Origin of the sequence: Streptomyces mesophilus, from assembly GCF_040300965.1 — a bacterium.
Lineage (GTDB): Bacteria > Actinomycetota > Actinomycetes > Streptomycetales > Streptomycetaceae > Streptomyces > Streptomyces mesophilus_A.
This window is the reverse complement of sequence record NZ_JBEPEW010000053.1, coordinates 1-15853: the sequence shown is the minus strand read 5'-3', so window position 1 is coordinate 15853 and position 15853 is coordinate 1. Positions and strand designations below refer to the sequence as shown.

Below are 15853 nucleotides of genomic sequence, written 5' to 3'. Positions count from 1 at the left end.
TGTCGGGGGTCGACAATTCCCCTGACCGTTCTTCGTCCCTGTCCCCACGGGCGGCGCCCACCGTCCACAAGAGAGAGTGTGAGAGTGCTCGTACTCGTCGCTCCCGGCCAAGGCGCTCAGACGCCCGGCTTCCTGACTCCCTGGCTCGACCTCCCCGGCGCTGCCGACAAGCTCGCCGCTTGGTCGGACGCCATCGGACTCGACCTCGCCCACTACGGCACGCAGGCCGACGCGGACGCGATCCGCGACACGGCCGTCGCGCAGCCGCTGCTCGTCGCGGCCGGACTGCTTTCCGCCGCCGCGCTCGGCGAGGTCGCCCCCGGTGCCGTCGCAGGTCACAGCGTCGGCGAGTTCACCGCCGCCGCTTTCGCGGGCGTCCTCGACGACACCGCCGCGCTCCAGCTCGTACGCAAGCGGGGTCTGGCCATGGCCGACGCCGCCGCGATCACGCAGACCGGAATGGCGGCCCTGCTCGGCGGTGACCCGGAGATCGTGGTCCCGCACCTGGAGAAGCTCGGCCTGACCGCGGCCAATGTGAACGGCGCGGGCCAGATCGTCGCCGCCGGCACCCTGGAGCAGATCGCCGCCCTGGAGGCCGACAAGCCCGAGGGCACCCGCCGGGTCGTCCCGCTGAAGGTGGCCGGCGCGTTCCACACGCACCACATGGCGCCCGCGGTCGAGACCCTGCGCAAGGCCGCCGAGGAGCTCTCCCCGGCCGACCCGACGGTCACCTACGTCTCCAACAAGGACGGCAAGGCCGTCGCCGACGGCGCCGAGGTCATCTCGCGCCTGGTCGGCCAGGTCGCCAACCCGGTCCGCTGGGACCTGTGCATGGAGACCTTCCAGGAGCTCGGCGCGACGGCGCTCATCGAGGTGTGCCCGGGCGGCACCCTCACCGGTATCGCCAAGCGCGCGCTGCCCGGCGTCAAGACGCTGGCCCTGAAGACCCCCGACGACCTCGACGCTGCTCGCGAGCTCATCGCCGAGCACGCTGCCTGACGAAGGAGCCTCTGAGCAATGTCGAAGATCAAGCCGAGCAAGGGCGCGCCGTACGCCAAGATCATCGGCGTCGGCGGCTACCGGCCCACGCGGGTCGTGCCCAACGAGGTGATCCTCGAGACGATCGACTCGTCCGACGAGTGGATCCGCTCCCGCTCCGGCATCGCGACCCGGCACTGGGCGAGTGACCAGGAGACCGTCGCCGCGATGTCCATCGAGGCCTCCGGCAAGGCGATCGCCGACGCCGGGCTCACCGCCGACAAGATCGGCGCCGTGATCGTCTCGACCGTCTCGCACTTCAAGCAGACCCCGGCCGTCGCGACCGAGATCGCCGACAAGCTGGGCACGCAGAAGGCCGCCGCCTTCGACATCTCGGCCGGCTGCGCGGGCTTCGGTTACGCCCTGACGCTCGCCAAGGGCATGGTCGTCGAAGGCAGTTCGCAGTACGTGCTCGTCATCGGCGTCGAGCGCCTGAGCGACCTGACCGACCTGGAGGACCGCGCGACGGCCTTCCTGTTCGGTGACGGCGCGGGCGCGGTCGTCGTGGGCCCCTCGGACGAGCCGCACATCGGCCCGACGGTCTGGGGCTCGGAGGGCGACAAGTCCGAGACGATCAAGCAGACCGTCGCCTGGACCGAGTACGACAGCGCGGTCCACAAGTTCCCTGCGATCACGCAGGAGGGCCAGGCGGTGTTCCGCTGGGCCGTGTTCGAGATGGCGAAGGTCGCCCAGCAGGCGCTGGACGCGGCCGGAATCAGCGCGGACGACCTGGATGTCTTCATCCCGCACCAGGCCAACATGCGGATCATCGACTCGATGGTGAAGACTTTGAAGCTGCCGGAGCATGTCACGGTCGCCCGTGACATCGAGACCACCGGCAACACCTCGGCCGCCTCGATCCCGCTCGCGATGGAGCGGCTTCTGGCGACCGGGGAAGCCAAGAGCGGCGACACCGCGCTCGTCATCGGCTTCGGGGCGGGTCTCGTCTACGCAGCCACCGTCGTTACCCTCCCCTAGGCACCCTGCACGGACCATTCCGTACGGGACCCTGCCACCTCACTGATACACAAGAAGGAGCGCCAACATGGCCGCCACTCAGGAAGAGATCGTCGCCGGTCTCGCCGAGATCGTGAACGAGATCGCCGGTATCCCGGTCGAGGACGTCCAGCTGGACAAGTCCTTCACCGATGACCTGGACGTCGACTCGCTGTCCATGGTCGAGGTCGTCGTCGCCGCCGAAGAGCGCTTCGACGTCAAGATCCCGGACGACGACGTCAAGAACCTGAAGACCGTCGGCGACGCCGCGTCTTACATCCTGAAGCACCAGGACTGACCTCAGGTCCTTCCTGGCCCCGGGTCGGCCCGCAAGGGCCGCCCGTCAGGGCCGGCTGTCTGCCGCCACCTAGCGGTAGTGCCGCTTATTCACGACCCTCTACACGTGGAGAAAGAATTCCTGTGAGCCCGACCAATCGCACCGTGGTCGTCACCGGTATCGGCGCAACCACACCGCTGGGTGGCGACGCAGCATCGACCTGGGAAGGTCTCGTCGCGGGCCGCTCGGGCGTCAAGCCGCTCGAGGGCGAGCGCTTCGCCGAACTGCCGGTCCGTATCGCCGCCCCCGCCGCGGTCGACCCGGGCGAGGTCCTGCCCCGCCCGCTCGCCCGCAAGCTGGACCGCTCGGCGCAGTTCGCGCTGATCGCGGCCAAGGAGGCCTGGGCGGACGCCGGTTACGAGGGCAAGGCGGGCGAGGAGTCCAAGGTCGCCCCCGAGCGTCTCGGCGCGGTCATCGCGTCCGGTATCGGCGGTGTGACCACGCTGCTCGACCAGTACGACGTGCTCAAGGAGAAGGGTGTACGCCGGGTCTCCCCGCACACCGTTCCCATGCTCATGCCCAACGGCCCCTCCGCCAACGTCGGCCTGGAGGTGAACGCCCAGGCGGGCGTCCACACCCCGGTCTCGGCCTGTGCGTCGGGCGCCGAGGCGATCGGCTACGCCGTGGAGATGATCCGTACCGGCCGTGCCGACGTGGTCGTCGCCGGCGGTACCGAGGCGGCCATCCACCCGCTGCCCATCGCGGCGTTCGCCAACATGATGGCGATGTCCAAGAACAACGACGAGCCCACCAAGGCCTCCCGCCCGTACGACAAGGGCCGTGACGGCTTCGTGCTCGGCGAGGGTGCGGGTGTCGTGATCCTCGAGTCCGAGGAGCACGCGAAGGCCCGTGGCGCCCGTGTCTACTGCGAGGTGCTCGGCCAGGGTCTGTCCGCCGACAGCCACCACATCGCGCAGCCCGAGCCGACGGGGCGCGGCGTGGCCGCGGCCGTGCAGAACCTGCTCGACTCCACGGACCTCAAGCCGTCGGAGCTCGTGCACCTGAACGCTCACGCGACCTCGACTCCGCAGGGTGACATCGCGGAGATCAAGGCGCTGCGCAAGGTGCTCGGTGCGGATCTCGATCACGTGGCCATCTCCGGTACGAAGTCGATGACCGGTCACCTTCTCGGTGGTGCCGGTGGTATCGAGACCGTCGCGACCGTGCTCGCGCTGCACCACCGTCTCGCGCCGCCGACGATCAATGTCGAGGAGCTGGACGAGGAGATCGCCTCGGACGGGGCCGACATCGTGCGCGGTGAGGCTCGGGTGCTGCCCGAGGGGACGATCGCCGCGATCAACAACTCGTTCGGGTTCGGTGGGCACAACGTGGTGTTGGCGTTCCGTACCGTCTGATCCTCTTCGCTCTTACGACGAAGGCCCACCCTGTTCGTTCGGGTGGGCCTTCGTCGTGTGTACGGGGTCGGGGGTGCGGGTCCGTACAGGGCGGCGTAGCCGTGGGGTGCCGCTGTGCCCACCCGTGCCGCCCTGCGGCACGACTGCCCACAGCGGCGCGGGTCACACCACCTGGTGGAGCCAGCGGACCGGGGCGCCTTCGCCCGCGTATCTGAAGGGTTCCAACTCGTCGTCCCAGGGCTTGCCCAGGAGCTTGGAGAGTTCGGCCGCCAGGTCGCTTTCGCCGCCTCCCGACCGCGCGAGAGCCGCGCGGAGGCGGTCCTCCGGGATCAGGATGTCGCCGTGGATGCCGGTGACCGCGTGGAAGATGCCGAGGTCGGGGGTGGAGCTGTAGCGCTCGCCCTCCGCCGTGGCGCACGGCTCGGCCGTGACCTCGAAGCGGAGTTGCTGCCAGCCGCGCAGTGCGGAGGCGAGCTTGGAGCCCGTACCGGCCTCGCCCTGCCAGGAGAACTCCGCACGCCAAGTCCCCGGCGCCGCGGGCTGCCTGATCCAGTCGAGCGTGACCCTGCCGCCGAGCACACCCGCGACCGCCCACTCGACATGCGGGCACAGCGCGCGCGGTGCGGAGTGCACGTACAGGACTCCACGTGTCGTCACCGGGACCTCCAGGGTGGGGCGAGGGTTGCGGCCTCGCACCTGGCCGGGCAGTTGCCGGGAGTTTCGCCAAGATTCCCGAGGAAATCCAGGACATCCACGGAATCGAGGAAACTCCCCGAAAGGGGACATTTCTGACGTGATGTAATTTACCGGAACCGGGACGGCGCTCCGACTCCGGGTCGACCGCAGCAAAACTACCGTGCGGTGCGGGCCCGAGTGTGACGTACCGTCGGGTCCAGGTCCCGGGAATGCCGGTCATTCACCCGGCGGGGCGCCTGTGCACAGGACGGCGAGAGAAGGGACGACCGTGATCCGGAACTGGTTCCGTGGCCGTACCGCGGCCTCGGCGGCGACCGCCGCCGTACTCGCGACCGCGCTCCTCGGCTGTGACGCGCAAGGCGGCAACTCCCCGGCCCCACAAGGCGCCGCGGCCGCCGACCGGCCCAAGCCCTCCCCCACACCCACTCCCACCTGGGACACCAGCCCGCGCTCGATGGCGGCGGTGGGCGATTCGATCACCCGCGGTTTCGACGCCTGCCAGGTGCTCTCCGACTGCCCGGAGTCGTCCTGGGCCACGGGCACCGACTCGTCGGTGAACAGCCTCGCCGTACGGCTGCTGGGCAAGGAAGCGGCGGCGACGAAGAGTTGGAACTTCGCCCGTACGGGGGCACGTATGAGCGCGCTGCCGGAGCAGATGGAGCAAGCGGCCGAGAAGTCACCCGAGTTGGTGACGGTTCTGATGGGCGCGAATGACGCCTGCCGGGGGACGGCCGCGGCGATGACCTCCGTCGCCTCCTTCCGCGCGGACTTCGAGGACGGGATGCGCGCCCTGCGCCGTGAACTGCCCAAGACCCAGGTGTTCGTGGCGAGCGTCCCGGATCTCTCGCGCCTTTGGTCCTCGGGCAAGGGAAATGCGATGGCCAAGCAGATCTGGAAGCTCGGTATCTGCCAGTCGATGCTCGCCGACCCGGACGCCATGGACAGCCTGGCGGTCGAGCGGCGCGGGAACGTGCACGCGCGCGTGGAGGCGTACAACGAAGTCCTCGAGGACGTGTGCGCGAAGGACAAGTACTGCCGCTACGACGGCGGGTCGGTCTTCGACTACCGCTTCGGTCAGGGGCAGCTGAGCAGGTGGGACTGGTTCCACCCGAGCAGGAACGGGCAGGCGCGCCTCGCCGAGCTGGCGTTCACCGCCATCACCGCGGAGAAGTCGCCCGCGTAGGGGCCCCACACGCAGGTGAGGCCCCTCGCGCGTCATGCCTCGATCGTCGCGCTCAGCCTGCGGTCCGTGAGCGAACGGCCGGCTTCCAGCGTGTACGTGCCCTTCTGGTACGCCCATGCGGCGGCGCTCTCGTCCCAGATCTCGAACGCCCGCCGCGGCAGCGGGATCCGCACCTCGACGCTCTCGCCCGCGTCCGCGGTGACGCATCCGAAACCAGCGAGGGCCCGAGCGGGCCGCTCGACGGCGCCGTCCGCGGGCGGGGCGAGGTAGAGCTGGACGGTCTCGCGGCCGGTCCTGGCCCCGGTGTTGCGGATACGGACGGTGGCCTCCTCACCCGTCACCCGCAGGCTCTCGTACGTCCAGTCGGTGTAGCCGAGGCCGTGTCCGAAGGGGTACGAGGGGGTGGCGCCGGCCTTGTCCCAGGCGCGGTAGCCGATGAACACGCCTTCGCCGTACGGAAGTTGGCCCTCCGCGTTCGGAGTGACCTCCGTGACGGGTGCGTCGGCGAGCGCACCCCAGGTGGTGGGCAGCCGGCCGCCGGGCTCCTCGGCTCCGGTCAGCACATCGGCGAGCGCGGCGCCGCCCTCCTGGCCCGGGAACCAGCTGAGCAGCACTGCGGCGACGTCCTCGCGCCACGGGAGTTCCACCGGGGAACCGGAGTTGACGACCACGACGGTGTTCGGGTTGGCGGCCGCAACGGCACGTACGAGATCGTCCTGGCGGCCGGGCAGGTGCAGGTCGCGGCGGTCGAAGCCTTCGGACTCCACGCGGTCGGTGGTGGCGACCAGGACCACGGCCACCTCGGCTTCCCGTGCGATGCGGACCGCTTCGGCGATCATCTCGTCGGCGTCGCGCCGGGGTTCGGCGTGCGAGAGGCTGAGGGCGACGGCCTCGATGGGCATGCCCTCGATCTTCGGCGGGGTGACGTCCAGGGAGACCTCGATGGGTGTTCCGGCTTTCAGATCGACGGTTCCGCGCTCGGTGGGCGCGCCGAGGAAGGCCTCGAAGGGGTCGCCGTCGACCGGCATCCGCTGTTCGCCGTCGAAGAGTTCGCGCCCGTCGACGGTGAGCCGCAGGGTGCCGAGTCCGCGGGTGCCGAAGCGGTGGGCGCCGTCGACGCGCGGTGTGAAGGTGCCCTTGATCTCGACCCGGCTGAGCTCCGCGTAGGTGACCCCTTCGGGGAACCCGCCGCCGAACCACTGGATCGCCCCGTCGGCCAGCGGCGCCTCGCCGAGCACCCGGCCTTCGGCGTCGCGGCATACGGCGCGCAGCTCGAACCCCGCCTTCGCGACGCCCAGTTCCTCACTCGGCTCCGCGCCCCTCGCGTACGCGACAGAACCCTCGCCGAGCGCGGCGGTGAGCCCGCCCAGCGGCGAGACGACCCGGCGCGGGAAGACCGTGGCGGAGCCGCCGCCGAGCACGCGGGCGTCGCGGGCGGCGGCTCCGATCAGCGCGACCTTGCCGACGCCGGAGAAGGGCAGGATGCCCTGGCCGTCGCGGAGCTCGTTGCGGACGAGGACGAAGGAGCGGTGGGCGATCTCGCGGGCGAGGGCCTCGCCGTCGACCGGCTCGGGCAGTGCGGTGACGGCGGGCTCGGCGCCGTCGAGCGCGCCGACGCGGGCGGCGAGCCGCAGCACCCTGCGGACCGCCTCGTCCACGGTCGCCTCCTCGACCTGGCCGTCGCGTACGGCTTCGGCGAGAGCGGGACCGTACACGGTCATCGGGCCTGGCATCGCTACATCCAGGCCGCCCTTGATGGCGCCCACGGTGTCGCGGGCGGCCATCCAGTCGGAGACGTTGAACCCGTCGAAGCCCCATTCGTCGCGCAGGATGCCGTTCACCAGGGCGGTGTTCTCGGTCATGGTGAGGCCGTTGACCGCGTTGTAGGCGGTCATGATGCCCCAGGGCGCGGCCTGTTTGACGATCGCCTCGAAGGGCGCCAGGTAGAGCTCGCGCAGGGCCCGTTCGGGCACCAGGTTGTCCACGGTGAAGCGGTCGGTCTCCGCGTCGTTGGCGACGAAGTGCTTGACGGTGGTGCCGACTCCGCCGGACTGCACGCCCCGCACATAGCCGGTGCCGATCTCGCCGGTCAGATACGGGTCTTCGCTGTACGCCTCGAAGTGGCGTCCGCCGCGCGGGGAGCGCTGCAGATTGACGGTCGGCGCGAGCAGCACATGCACGCCCTTGCGCCGGGCCTCCTGGGCGATCAACTGCCCGGCCCGGTAGGCGAGTTCCGGATCCCAGGCGGCGGCGAGCGCGGTCGGCGAAGGCAGGGCTATGGACGGGTCGTCCGCGCTCCAGCGCACTCCCCGTACTCCGATCGGACCGTCGGACATCACCAGGGACTCGAGCCCGATCTCGGGGAGTGCGGGCAGGGTCCACATGTCCTGGCCGGCGAGGAGGCGGGCCTTCGTATCGAGATCGAGCTTCCCGAGCGCGGCCTCGACGACCGCCTCGTACGCATCTGTGTCCATGGCCTGCTCAGTCACTGCCGTACCTCCTCATCGACGTACCCCTGACCCGCTCCCATCCTGCACCGCCTACCTGTGAAACGGTAGGTTTCGTTACCTGGCAGTTATCTTTGGGGTGGACGGACGCCGTACGGTGGCATCCGGAGAGGCGCCGACGAGGGTGAGTGGGCATGGCGGCGAAGACGAGAAGCGACCAGCGGCGTGCGGAGATCGTGCGGGCCGCGCTCGAGGTGATCGCAGAACGCGGCTACCGCGGCGCGTCCCTTGCCGCAGTGGCCGAGCGGGTGGGGCTGACCCAGCAGGGGCTGCTGCACCACTTCCCCACCAAGGAGGCGCTGCTCGTCGCCGTACTGGAAGAGCGCGACCAGTGGGATGCCACACCGTCTGCGCGCGAGTGGCGGATGGAGCTGCTCGCGTCGCTGGTCGAGTACAACGCGATGCGGCCCGCGATCGTGCAGACCTTCTCGGCCCTGCTGGGCGAGAGCGTGACGGAGGACCATCCGGCGCGCGGCTACTTCACCCGGCGCTATGCGTCCGTACGCGAGGACATGGCCCGGCTGCTGCGCGCCGAGTACGGCGAGCGGCTGCCGTCGGGGCTCACGCCCGAGCAGGCGGCGCCGCTGCTCGTGGCCGTGCTCGACGGCCTGCAGTACCAGTGGCTGCTCGACCCGGAGAACGTGGACATGCCGGGGGCCTTCCGGAACTTCCTGGTACTGCTCGGGGAGCAGGGCTCTTAGCGCTCCCCCGCCCTAGGTCGCCGACAGCGCGGCCACCACTTCCACCTCGATGAGCGCCCACGGCAGGAAGAGCTTCGAGACCTCGACCGTGGTGCTGGTCGGCGGGGTGCCCGTGAGGTACTCGCGCCGCACCTTGCCGTACTCGTGCAGGAGGTCGATGTCCGTCAGATAGGTGCGGATGTTGATGATGTCGGCGAGCGTCGCGCCGTGCGCCTCGAGCAGGGCGTCCAGGGCTTCGAAGACGCCCCGGCTCTGGGCCGCGAGGTCCGGCCCCTCGGCCACCTGGCCCGACAGCTGCAACAGGGCGCCGCCGCCCGGGAGTTCGACGCGTGCGACCTGCGAGTAGTACGGGCTGAGCGGGGCGGGTGCGGAGGTGGGGTTGTCCAGGGTTATCTGCATGGTCGGGTTCCTATCGGCTTCGGTGCTTCGGTGCTTCGGTGCTTCGGTGCTTCGGTGCTTCGGTACGCGCTTACGGCTTTTCGGTACGGATACGGGTTACCGCGGCCGCGATGTCCTCGTGGGCGAGGTCGGGGTGGGCCGCGAAGTGGTCGCGGATCGCCTCCATCGCCGGGAGCCGGGTGATCTCGGTGGCGAGTCGAACGTCCTTGACGGCGAGTTCGACCGCGAAGTGGACGCCCTCGGCGAAGGCGCGCGGCACGGCGCCGCCCAGGGCGCTGCGGCCGATGGTCGCCTTCGCGGTGTCCTCCGGGATGCCGAGCGCGTCGGCGAGCCGCATCACCTCGCCGACCAGGGCCACTCCCCCGAGCACGGCCGTGTTGACGACCAGCTTCAGGGCGGCGCCCGTGCCGAGGGGGCCGGTGCGCGTGACCGTGCCGAGTGCGGAGAGCAGCTGCTCGACGGCGTCCGCGTCACCGCCCGCGAGGATGCCGAGCGTGCCGGCCTCCGCCTTGTCGGTACTGCCCATCACGGGGGCGTCGACCAGGGTGACCTCCGGGGGCAGTCCGGCCGACAGCTCCCGTACGACATCGGGTCCGACGGTCGACATCTCGACCCAGTGGGAGCCGGGGCGCAGCGCCGGGACGATCTGCCGGGCGATGTCCCGTACGGCCTCGGGGGTGGCGAGCATCGTGAGGACCACATCCGCGTCGCGTACGGCATCGGCAGGCGAGGGCGCGAGGCGGGCACCCTTGGCGACGAGGAGTTCGGCGCGGGAGGCGGTGCGGTTCCAGACGGTCAACGGGTGCCCTGCGGCGATGATTTGTGCGGCCATGGGGGCGCCCATGTGTCCGAGGCCGAGGAAGGCGATCTTTTCCATGCCTCGACGCTAGGAGCGGGAGACCGATGCGACAAGCGAGGGTCTGGCATGGCATCCATGCGACATTCGCATGGCATAGTCGGGGTCGGGTGGCTGGGGGCGGGGTGGTTGGTGGCTGGGTGGCTGAGCCACCAGGCCGCTGGGCCACCAAGTGGCTGGGCCACCAGGCCGCCGCGTGGCTGAGTGGCTGAGTGGCTGAGCCACCACACCTCCGCGTGGCCGACTGGCCAAGTGGCTGAGCCACCACACCTCCGCGTGGCCGACTGGCCGAGTGGCTGAGCCACCGAGCCATCAAGTGGCCGAGCCACCGGGCCACCCAGCCACCGCGCCACCGGGCCATCGCGCCACCGACCACCACACACCAGAGGCACACAATGAACCGACAGCCCCCGGACGACGTCGGCCGAGCCGCTCAAGCCGCTCCTCCCCTTGCACCACCCAGCCCGCGCACCCCTGCCGGACCCACCGGACCCGCCGACACCCCCGCGCTGTCCACCGCCTGGCTGCGGGTCTTCCTCGAAGTGGCCAGGCTCGGCTCGTTCACCGAGGCCGCCCGCGGGCTCGGTTACACCCAGTCCGCCGTGTCACGGCAGATCCACGCCCTGGAGTCCGCGCTCGGCGCCGGCGCGCTGTTCGACCGGCTGCCCCGCGGCGTGACACCCACCGAGCGCGGCCGGGTCCTGCTGCCACGCGCCGAAGCGGTCCTCGCGCAACTCGACGGCGCCCGCGCCGACTTGACCGCGCTGCGGCAAGGGTCGGGCGGGCGGCTCAGGGTCGGCGCGTTCCCCACGGCCGGTGCCGCGCTGCTGCCGCGTGCGGTGGCGGCGTTCCGCGAGCGGTATCCGCTGGTGGAGCTGAGCTGCGCGGAGGGCCTGACCGAGGACCTCCTGTCCCGGCTCGACCACGGCGAGCTCGACCTGGCCGTCGTCTCGACCACGGCAGGGGCCGACCTCGCGGCGTACGACCTGCGCAAGCTGCTCGACGAGTCGATGTACGTGGCCGTCCCCGCCGGGCACCGTCTTGCCCGCCGGCGCCGGGTGCGGCTGACCGAACTCGTCGAGGACGACTGGGTGTCCGGCAGCCCGCACACGGAACGCAGCCTGCTGCATCCGGCCGTACGCGAGGACTTCCGCCCCCGCGTCGGCTATGTCGCCGCCGAGTGGATCGCGAAGCAGGGGTACGTGGCCGCCGGTCTCGCGGTCGCGCTCATCCCCGCGCTCGCGGCGGACGGTGTGCGGCCGGACATCCGCCTGCTCGCGGTGCACGAGGACGACATCCCGCCGCGGGCCGTGTACGCGGCGACCCTGCGCGGGCGTTCGGCACCCGCGGCCGCCGACGCCTTCGTACGCCTGCTGCGGGCGGCCGGGCGGAACGGCTCAGCTTGACGGCGCGAAGGCGAGGCTGATGCCCAGTCCGGCCAGGACCGATCCGATCACCTTGTTCAGGGCGCGCTGACCGCGCAGCATCACCGCGCGCAGCCGCGAGTGTGAGAAGAACAGCGCGACCGCGCCGAACCACACGAGGTGCGCGAACGACATGAACAGCCCGTATCCCACCTGCTGCACCACCGGTGTGCCGGGCTGGACGACCTGCGTGAAGGTCGAGACGACGAACAGGGTGGTCTTCGGGTTGAGGACGTTCGTCAGGAATCCGGCCCGCAGCGCGCCGAACGGCGAGAGGGCGGTGGTCCGTTCGAGGTCGAGCTCGACCGGCTTGGAGCGGAAGGTCTTGATCCCGACGTAGACGAGATACGCGGCGCCGATCAGCTTGATCGCCGTGAACAGCGCGGTGGACGAGGCTATGAGCAGGCCGACGCCCAGCATCGTGTACGTGACGTGCACCAGCACACCGGCCGCGACTCCCGTCGCGCCGAGCAGTCCGGTCGTACGGCCGTGGAGATAGCTGTTGCGCACGATCATGGCGAAGTCGGCGCCCGGGCTGATCACGGCGAGGGCCGTGATGACCGCTACGGCGATCAGTTCTGTCATGGACGGATCCTGTCCTTCGCGCTACCGGTACTCAACGGGCGTCCGGATCTTGGACGGTGAGTCGCACCGTCGCCGGATCGCCCGGGGAATCACCCTCGTTCTCGTTCTCGTCATCGTCCTCGCCGAGGAGGTCCCGGACCATGAGCGTCGCGCCCGCCACCGCGCCCGGCATCAGGAAGACGGCGACGAACGGGATCAGGAAGGACACCGCGATCGGCACCCCGAAGCCCCAGATCATGAGGCGGCGGGCGCGCATCATGGCCAGTTGCTCGCGCACCTCGACGCGGCGGCGCTGCAGCGCGACCGAGGTCAGCTCCTGGGTCAGGAAGAAACCGGTGACGCAGAAGCCGATCGCGGGCACCGCGGTCTGACCCAGTACGGGGATGAAGCCGAGCGCGAAGAGCAGCACGGCCCAGGCCGTGGCCCGTAGGACGATCCGGAAGCTGTCGCGCGCGGAAATCCACAGCTCGCGCAGGAGCGGCAGGCCGGACTCGGGTGCGGTGCCGTCCGGGGAGACCGACTTGTCGACCTGCTCGGACAGCGACTCGTAGAAGGGCTGGCCGATCAGCAGCGTCACGGCGGTGAAGGTGAGCACGGCGAGCAGCAGGCCGAGCGCGAACACCAGGAACACCAGGAAGCCGCGGAAGAGCCCGAGCCAGGCTCCGGACCAGTCGTCGGCGAAGGGGGTGGCCCAGTCGACCAGGTCGTCGGCCCCGTAGGCGAGTCCGATCAGCGCACCCACGTACACGACGAAGGTGATGAGACCGGGGATCAGCCCGAAGCCGAACCAGCGGCCGTGGCCCATGACCCAGCGCTGGCCCTTGAGGAGATAACCGAACCCGGTTCCTAGATCACGCATGCCGCACAGGGTACGGGTCGGCTGCGACACCGCGTACGACTGGCGCCTCGGGTGCCTCAAGGCCCTCTTGTTGTACGGGAGTTGAGCCGGTAGACACCGCGTACCTGTCAACAAGTGGATCGTGGAGGTACGCGTGGGCATACCCAGACCCGTTCCCGCCCTGCTGGTCGGCGCCGCTCTGACCGGCACGCTGCTGGTGCCGGGCGGAGCGCAGGCCGATCCCCGGCCCGAACCGTCCCCGGTCCGCAGCGCGGAGGCGCAGGAGTCCAAGGCGGCGAAGTCGCCCGAGAGCACGGCAGAGCGGGCACTTCAGGGCCTCGTCCCCGAGTTCTCGCACACGGCCGGCTATCCCCGTGAGCGCCGGCTCCCCACGGTGCCGGTGAATCCGGCCGACAAGTCCATCAAGCTCGGCCTCACCCCGTATCACGGGATAGCGCCGAAGCTGAACGCGCTGCAGAAGCTGGGCGACCGTGTGAGCGTGGAGATCGCGGGCCGCAGCGCGGGCGGGCATCAGCTGTATCTGGTGACGGTGACCTCGCCCGAGTCCGCGCGGGAGGCGCGCGAGCAGGAGCGGATGCGTGAGCGCATCGAGAACTCCCCGGCAACAGCAGCCCGCGACAGGCAGATCAAGGCCGAGTACAAGACCCCGGTCTTCATCAACAACAACATCCACGGCAATGAGTGGGAGGGCACGGACGCGGCCCTGAAGCTCATCGAGAAGCTGGCCGGCGCGAAGGACGCGGACACCGAGGAGCTGCTCGACCGCTCCCGTGTCTACTTCAACATCACGGCCAATCCGGACGGCCGGATCGCCGGAACCCGCGCGAACGCCAACGGCTTCGACCTCAACCGCGACTTCGTCACGGCCTCGCAGCCGGAGACGCGTGCCATGCGGCAGATCGCCATCGACAAGCAGCCGGCCGTGATGATCGATCTGCACGGTTACGTCAACGGCACGCTGATCGAGCCGACCACTCCCCCGCACGGCGAGAACTACGAGTACGACCTGTTCCTCAAGAACACGTACGCCAACGCCCTCGGTATGGAAGCCGCGGTCAACGGTCTCGGATACACGGAGGCCAAGGACGGCGTACTGCCCGCCCAGATCCCCTTCCGCGACTCGGAGGAGGGCTGGGACGACTGGCCGCCGATCTTCACGCCGCAGTACATGCCTTTCCATGGCGCGACAGCCGCGCACACCATCGAGTTCCCGATGCAGGTCAACAACCGTGCGTACGACACGCTTCCGGTGGAGGAGCTGCGCCGCCGCTCGGCCATCAACACCGATATCGCCGGCGCGGCGATGCGCGCGACGCTCGACTTCGTCCAGGAGCGGGGCGATGCGCTGATCGCCGACCAGATCGAGACCTTCCGGCGCGCGGACGCGGGTGAGGCGCAGGTGCCGGTCTCCCCCGAGACCGTCCCCGGCGTGCCGGGCATCGGGCCCGAGGACGTCTACACGACGGACTTCCCACGCGCGTACGTGATCCCGGCGTCGGGTCGTTCGCAGCGCTCGGCGACGGCGGCGGCCCGGCTCGTCGACCATCTCCTGGCCAATGACGTACGGGTGGAGCGGGCCCTGCGCGACATCCGGGTCGGCTCCCGGACGTATCCGCGCGGCTCGTACCTCGTGGATCTGGAACAGCCCAAGCGCGGCATGGCGAACGTGCTGCTCGCGGACGGGCGGGACATCAGCGGCAAGGTCTCGGTGATGTACGACATCTCGGGCTGGAGCCTCGGCCGGCTGTGGGGCGCTTCGGTCGTCGAGGTGAAGGACGGACGGCTGGACTTCCCGCGCACGCCGGTGCGCTCCGCGTCCTCGGCCGGCTATGTGGCCCCGTACGGCGATCTCCAGCTCCGTCTCGACGACCCGCAGGAGATCGCGGCGCTCAACTCACTGCTCGCTTCGGGTATTTCGGTACGCAGGGCCGCGGACGGCAGCGCGATCGTCCCGTCCTCCGCACGGCGCGAGGCCTGGAAGCTCGCGCGCGAGTACGACGTGGTCTTCGCGGCGACTCGGGCCCGGGGCTCGGAGGCGTTCGAGCGCACCCGGGTGGCTGCGGCCGTCGCCTCCGGCGAGCTCTTCGCGCTGCGTGAGATGAACTTCGATGTGGTGCCGGTGTCGACGGCGACGCTGAACGCGGGGTTCGACTGGTCGGCCGTCGATGTCCTGATGGTGTCGACGGGCCTGGACCGCGCCGCCTTGAACGCCGCGGCGCGCGGCGCACTCGACGCCTTCCTCGAGGACGGCGGCGGTGTGGTCGGCCTCGGCGAGACGGGGGCGGCGTTCAGTTCGGATACGGGGTTGCTGGCCGCGAAGGCGGTCGCGGGCAATGGCGACGCCAACGGCGTGGTGCGGGTGGACAATACGGGCGGCCCGGTCACCGGCGGCGCCCCTGACCACACCTTCGTCTACTCCCCCGTCTGGTTCACGGACCTCGGACCCGGGGTGCGCGTCGAGCAGTCGTACACCGCCGGGAACCCGCTGGTGTCCGGTCACTGGCGTCCACTGGAGGACGGCACGGGCGGACCGGCGGACGCGGCCGGCCGGGCCTCGGTGGTGAGCGCTTCCGGGGCGGAGGGCTCGCGGGTGTTCCTCTTCGGTACGGAGCCGCTGTTCCGGGCGCACCCGAAGGGGGTGTATCCGCAGATCGGACGGGCCCTGCTGGGGGCTGCCTCCGGCTGATCCCGCCGTCCTCGGGAGCGGCGTATCGCGGATCGATGACTCATGTGTCACAGGTTCGTGATCGTCGATCTACGTCGATTGCCTCCTCCGGACCGTGGTTGATAGAGATGTATTCCGCCTACATCGATCAATGGCCACTGGCCGGGGGAGGCCCGATGAAGTTCGACATGGGTGCGTCCGTGTTGTCGAATCTGCGGTCGCAGTCGCAGGGTTCGAGTGATGATCTCGGGT

General features: G+C 70.3%; 14 protein-coding genes. 8 read left to right on the top strand and 6 right to left on the bottom strand.

The window, feature by feature from the left end:
* Positions 1-84 precede the first annotated feature (84 nt).
* From ABT367_RS19855 to ABT367_RS19840, 4 genes are all read left to right on the top strand, one after another.
* Positions 85-999 (top strand): ACP S-malonyltransferase, encoded by a 915-nt coding sequence (locus tag ABT367_RS19855; RefSeq protein WP_352254393.1) that lies wholly within the window; start codon positions 85-87, stop codon positions 997-999.
* A gap of 18 nt (positions 1000-1017) precedes the next feature.
* Positions 1018-2016 (top strand): ketoacyl-ACP synthase III, encoded by a 999-nt coding sequence (locus ABT367_RS19850; protein ID WP_352254392.1) that lies wholly within the window; start codon positions 1018-1020, stop codon positions 2014-2016.
* Positions 2017-2083: 67 nt separating this feature from the next.
* Positions 2084-2332, top strand: a complete 249-nt coding sequence (locus tag ABT367_RS19845) for an acyl carrier protein (protein WP_165335165.1) — start codon at positions 2084-2086, stop codon at positions 2330-2332.
* Between the two features lie 122 nt (positions 2333-2454).
* Complete coding sequence (locus tag ABT367_RS19840) at positions 2455-3726, top strand: beta-ketoacyl-[acyl-carrier-protein] synthase family protein (RefSeq protein ID WP_352254391.1); 1272 nt, start codon at positions 2455-2457, stop codon at positions 3724-3726.
* A gap of 162 nt (positions 3727-3888) precedes the next feature.
* Here ABT367_RS19840 and ABT367_RS19835 read toward each other — a convergent pair whose 3' ends face one another.
* Positions 3889-4383 (bottom strand): DUF3145 domain-containing protein, encoded by a 495-nt coding sequence (locus ABT367_RS19835; protein ID WP_352254390.1) that lies wholly within the window; start codon positions 4381-4383, stop codon positions 3889-3891.
* Positions 4384-4690: 307 nt separating this feature from the next.
* On the opposite strand from ABT367_RS19835, the gene ABT367_RS19830 reads away from it, so the two are divergent.
* The gene (locus ABT367_RS19830; protein WP_434975499.1) at positions 4691-5605 is read left to right on the top strand and encodes an SGNH/GDSL hydrolase family protein; all 915 of its coding nucleotides are present in this window, start codon (positions 4691-4693) and stop codon (positions 5603-5605) included.
* A gap of 32 nt (positions 5606-5637) precedes the next feature.
* Here the strand turns inward: ABT367_RS19830 and ABT367_RS19825 are convergent, their stop codons facing one another.
* Positions 5638-8079 (bottom strand): glycoside hydrolase family 3 protein, encoded by a 2442-nt coding sequence (locus tag ABT367_RS19825; RefSeq protein WP_352254421.1) that lies wholly within the window; start codon positions 8077-8079, stop codon positions 5638-5640.
* A gap of 167 nt (positions 8080-8246) precedes the next feature.
* Here ABT367_RS19825 and ABT367_RS19820 point away from each other — a divergent pair, with 167 nt between their 5' ends.
* Positions 8247-8813, top strand: a complete 567-nt coding sequence (locus ABT367_RS19820) for a TetR/AcrR family transcriptional regulator (RefSeq protein ID WP_352254389.1) — start codon at positions 8247-8249, stop codon at positions 8811-8813.
* A 12-nt stretch (positions 8814-8825) separates the two neighbouring features.
* Here the strand turns inward: ABT367_RS19820 and ABT367_RS19815 are convergent, their stop codons facing one another.
* Both ABT367_RS19815 and ABT367_RS19810 read right to left on the bottom strand, forming a co-directional pair.
* Entirely contained in the window at positions 8826-9212 is a 387-nt protein-coding gene (locus tag ABT367_RS19815) for a RidA family protein (protein WP_352254388.1), read from the bottom strand.
* A gap of 70 nt (positions 9213-9282) precedes the next feature.
* The gene (locus ABT367_RS19810; RefSeq protein WP_352254387.1) at positions 9283-10089 is read right to left on the bottom strand and encodes an NAD(P)-dependent oxidoreductase; all 807 of its coding nucleotides are present in this window, start codon (positions 10087-10089) and stop codon (positions 9283-9285) included.
* Positions 10090-10463: 374 nt separating this feature from the next.
* On the opposite strand from ABT367_RS19810, the gene ABT367_RS19805 reads away from it, so the two are divergent.
* Positions 10464-11474 carry a LysR family transcriptional regulator gene (locus ABT367_RS19805; RefSeq protein ID WP_352254386.1) on the top strand — a complete coding sequence of 337 codons (1011 nt, stop codon included), beginning with the start codon at positions 10464-10466 and terminating at the stop codon, positions 11472-11474.
* Here the strand turns inward: ABT367_RS19805 and ABT367_RS19800 are convergent.
* Positions 11466-12077: a LysE family translocator gene (locus tag ABT367_RS19800; RefSeq protein WP_352254385.1), complete on the bottom strand. Its 612-nt coding sequence runs from the start codon at positions 12075-12077 to the stop codon at positions 11466-11468. The two genes, ABT367_RS19805 and ABT367_RS19800, sit on opposite strands and share 9 nt — an antisense overlap.
* A gap of 31 nt (positions 12078-12108) precedes the next feature.
* The gene (locus ABT367_RS19795) at positions 12109-12936 is read right to left on the bottom strand and encodes an EI24 domain-containing protein (protein WP_352254384.1); all 828 of its coding nucleotides are present in this window, start codon (positions 12934-12936) and stop codon (positions 12109-12111) included.
* Between the two features lie 133 nt (positions 12937-13069).
* Here ABT367_RS19795 and ABT367_RS19790 point away from each other — a divergent pair, with 133 nt between their 5' ends.
* Positions 13070-15622, top strand: a complete 2553-nt coding sequence (locus ABT367_RS19790; protein WP_352254383.1) for a M14 family zinc carboxypeptidase — start codon at positions 13070-13072, stop codon at positions 15620-15622.
* Positions 15623-15853 lie beyond the last annotated feature (231 nt).

Excerpts from the sequence above, each read along its gene's own strand:
- ABT367_RS19850 (WP_352254392.1), top strand. The coding sequence starts at position 1,018 with ATGTCGAAGATCAAGCCGAGCAAGGGCGCGCCGTACGCCAAGATCATC.
- ABT367_RS19845 (WP_165335165.1), top strand. The coding sequence starts at position 2,084 with ATGGCCGCCACTCAGGAAGAGATCGTCGCCGGTCTCGCCGAGATCGTG.
- ABT367_RS19825 (WP_352254421.1), bottom strand. The coding sequence starts at position 8,079 with ATGGACACAGATGCGTACGAGGCGGTCGTCGAGGCCGCGCTCGGGAAG.
- ABT367_RS19820 (WP_352254389.1), top strand. The coding sequence starts at position 8,247 with ATGGCGGCGAAGACGAGAAGCGACCAGCGGCGTGCGGAGATCGTGCGG.
- ABT367_RS19815 (WP_352254388.1), bottom strand. The coding sequence starts at position 9,212 with ATGCAGATAACCCTGGACAACCCCACCTCCGCACCCGCCCCGCTCAGC.
- ABT367_RS19810 (WP_352254387.1), bottom strand. The coding sequence starts at position 10,089 with ATGGAAAAGATCGCCTTCCTCGGCCTCGGACACATGGGCGCCCCCATG.
- ABT367_RS19805 (WP_352254386.1), top strand. The coding sequence starts at position 10,464 with ATGAACCGACAGCCCCCGGACGACGTCGGCCGAGCCGCTCAAGCCGCT.
- ABT367_RS19800 (WP_352254385.1), bottom strand. The coding sequence starts at position 12,077 with ATGACAGAACTGATCGCCGTAGCGGTCATCACGGCCCTCGCCGTGATC.
- ABT367_RS19795 (WP_352254384.1), bottom strand. The coding sequence starts at position 12,936 with ATGCGTGATCTAGGAACCGGGTTCGGTTATCTCCTCAAGGGCCAGCGC.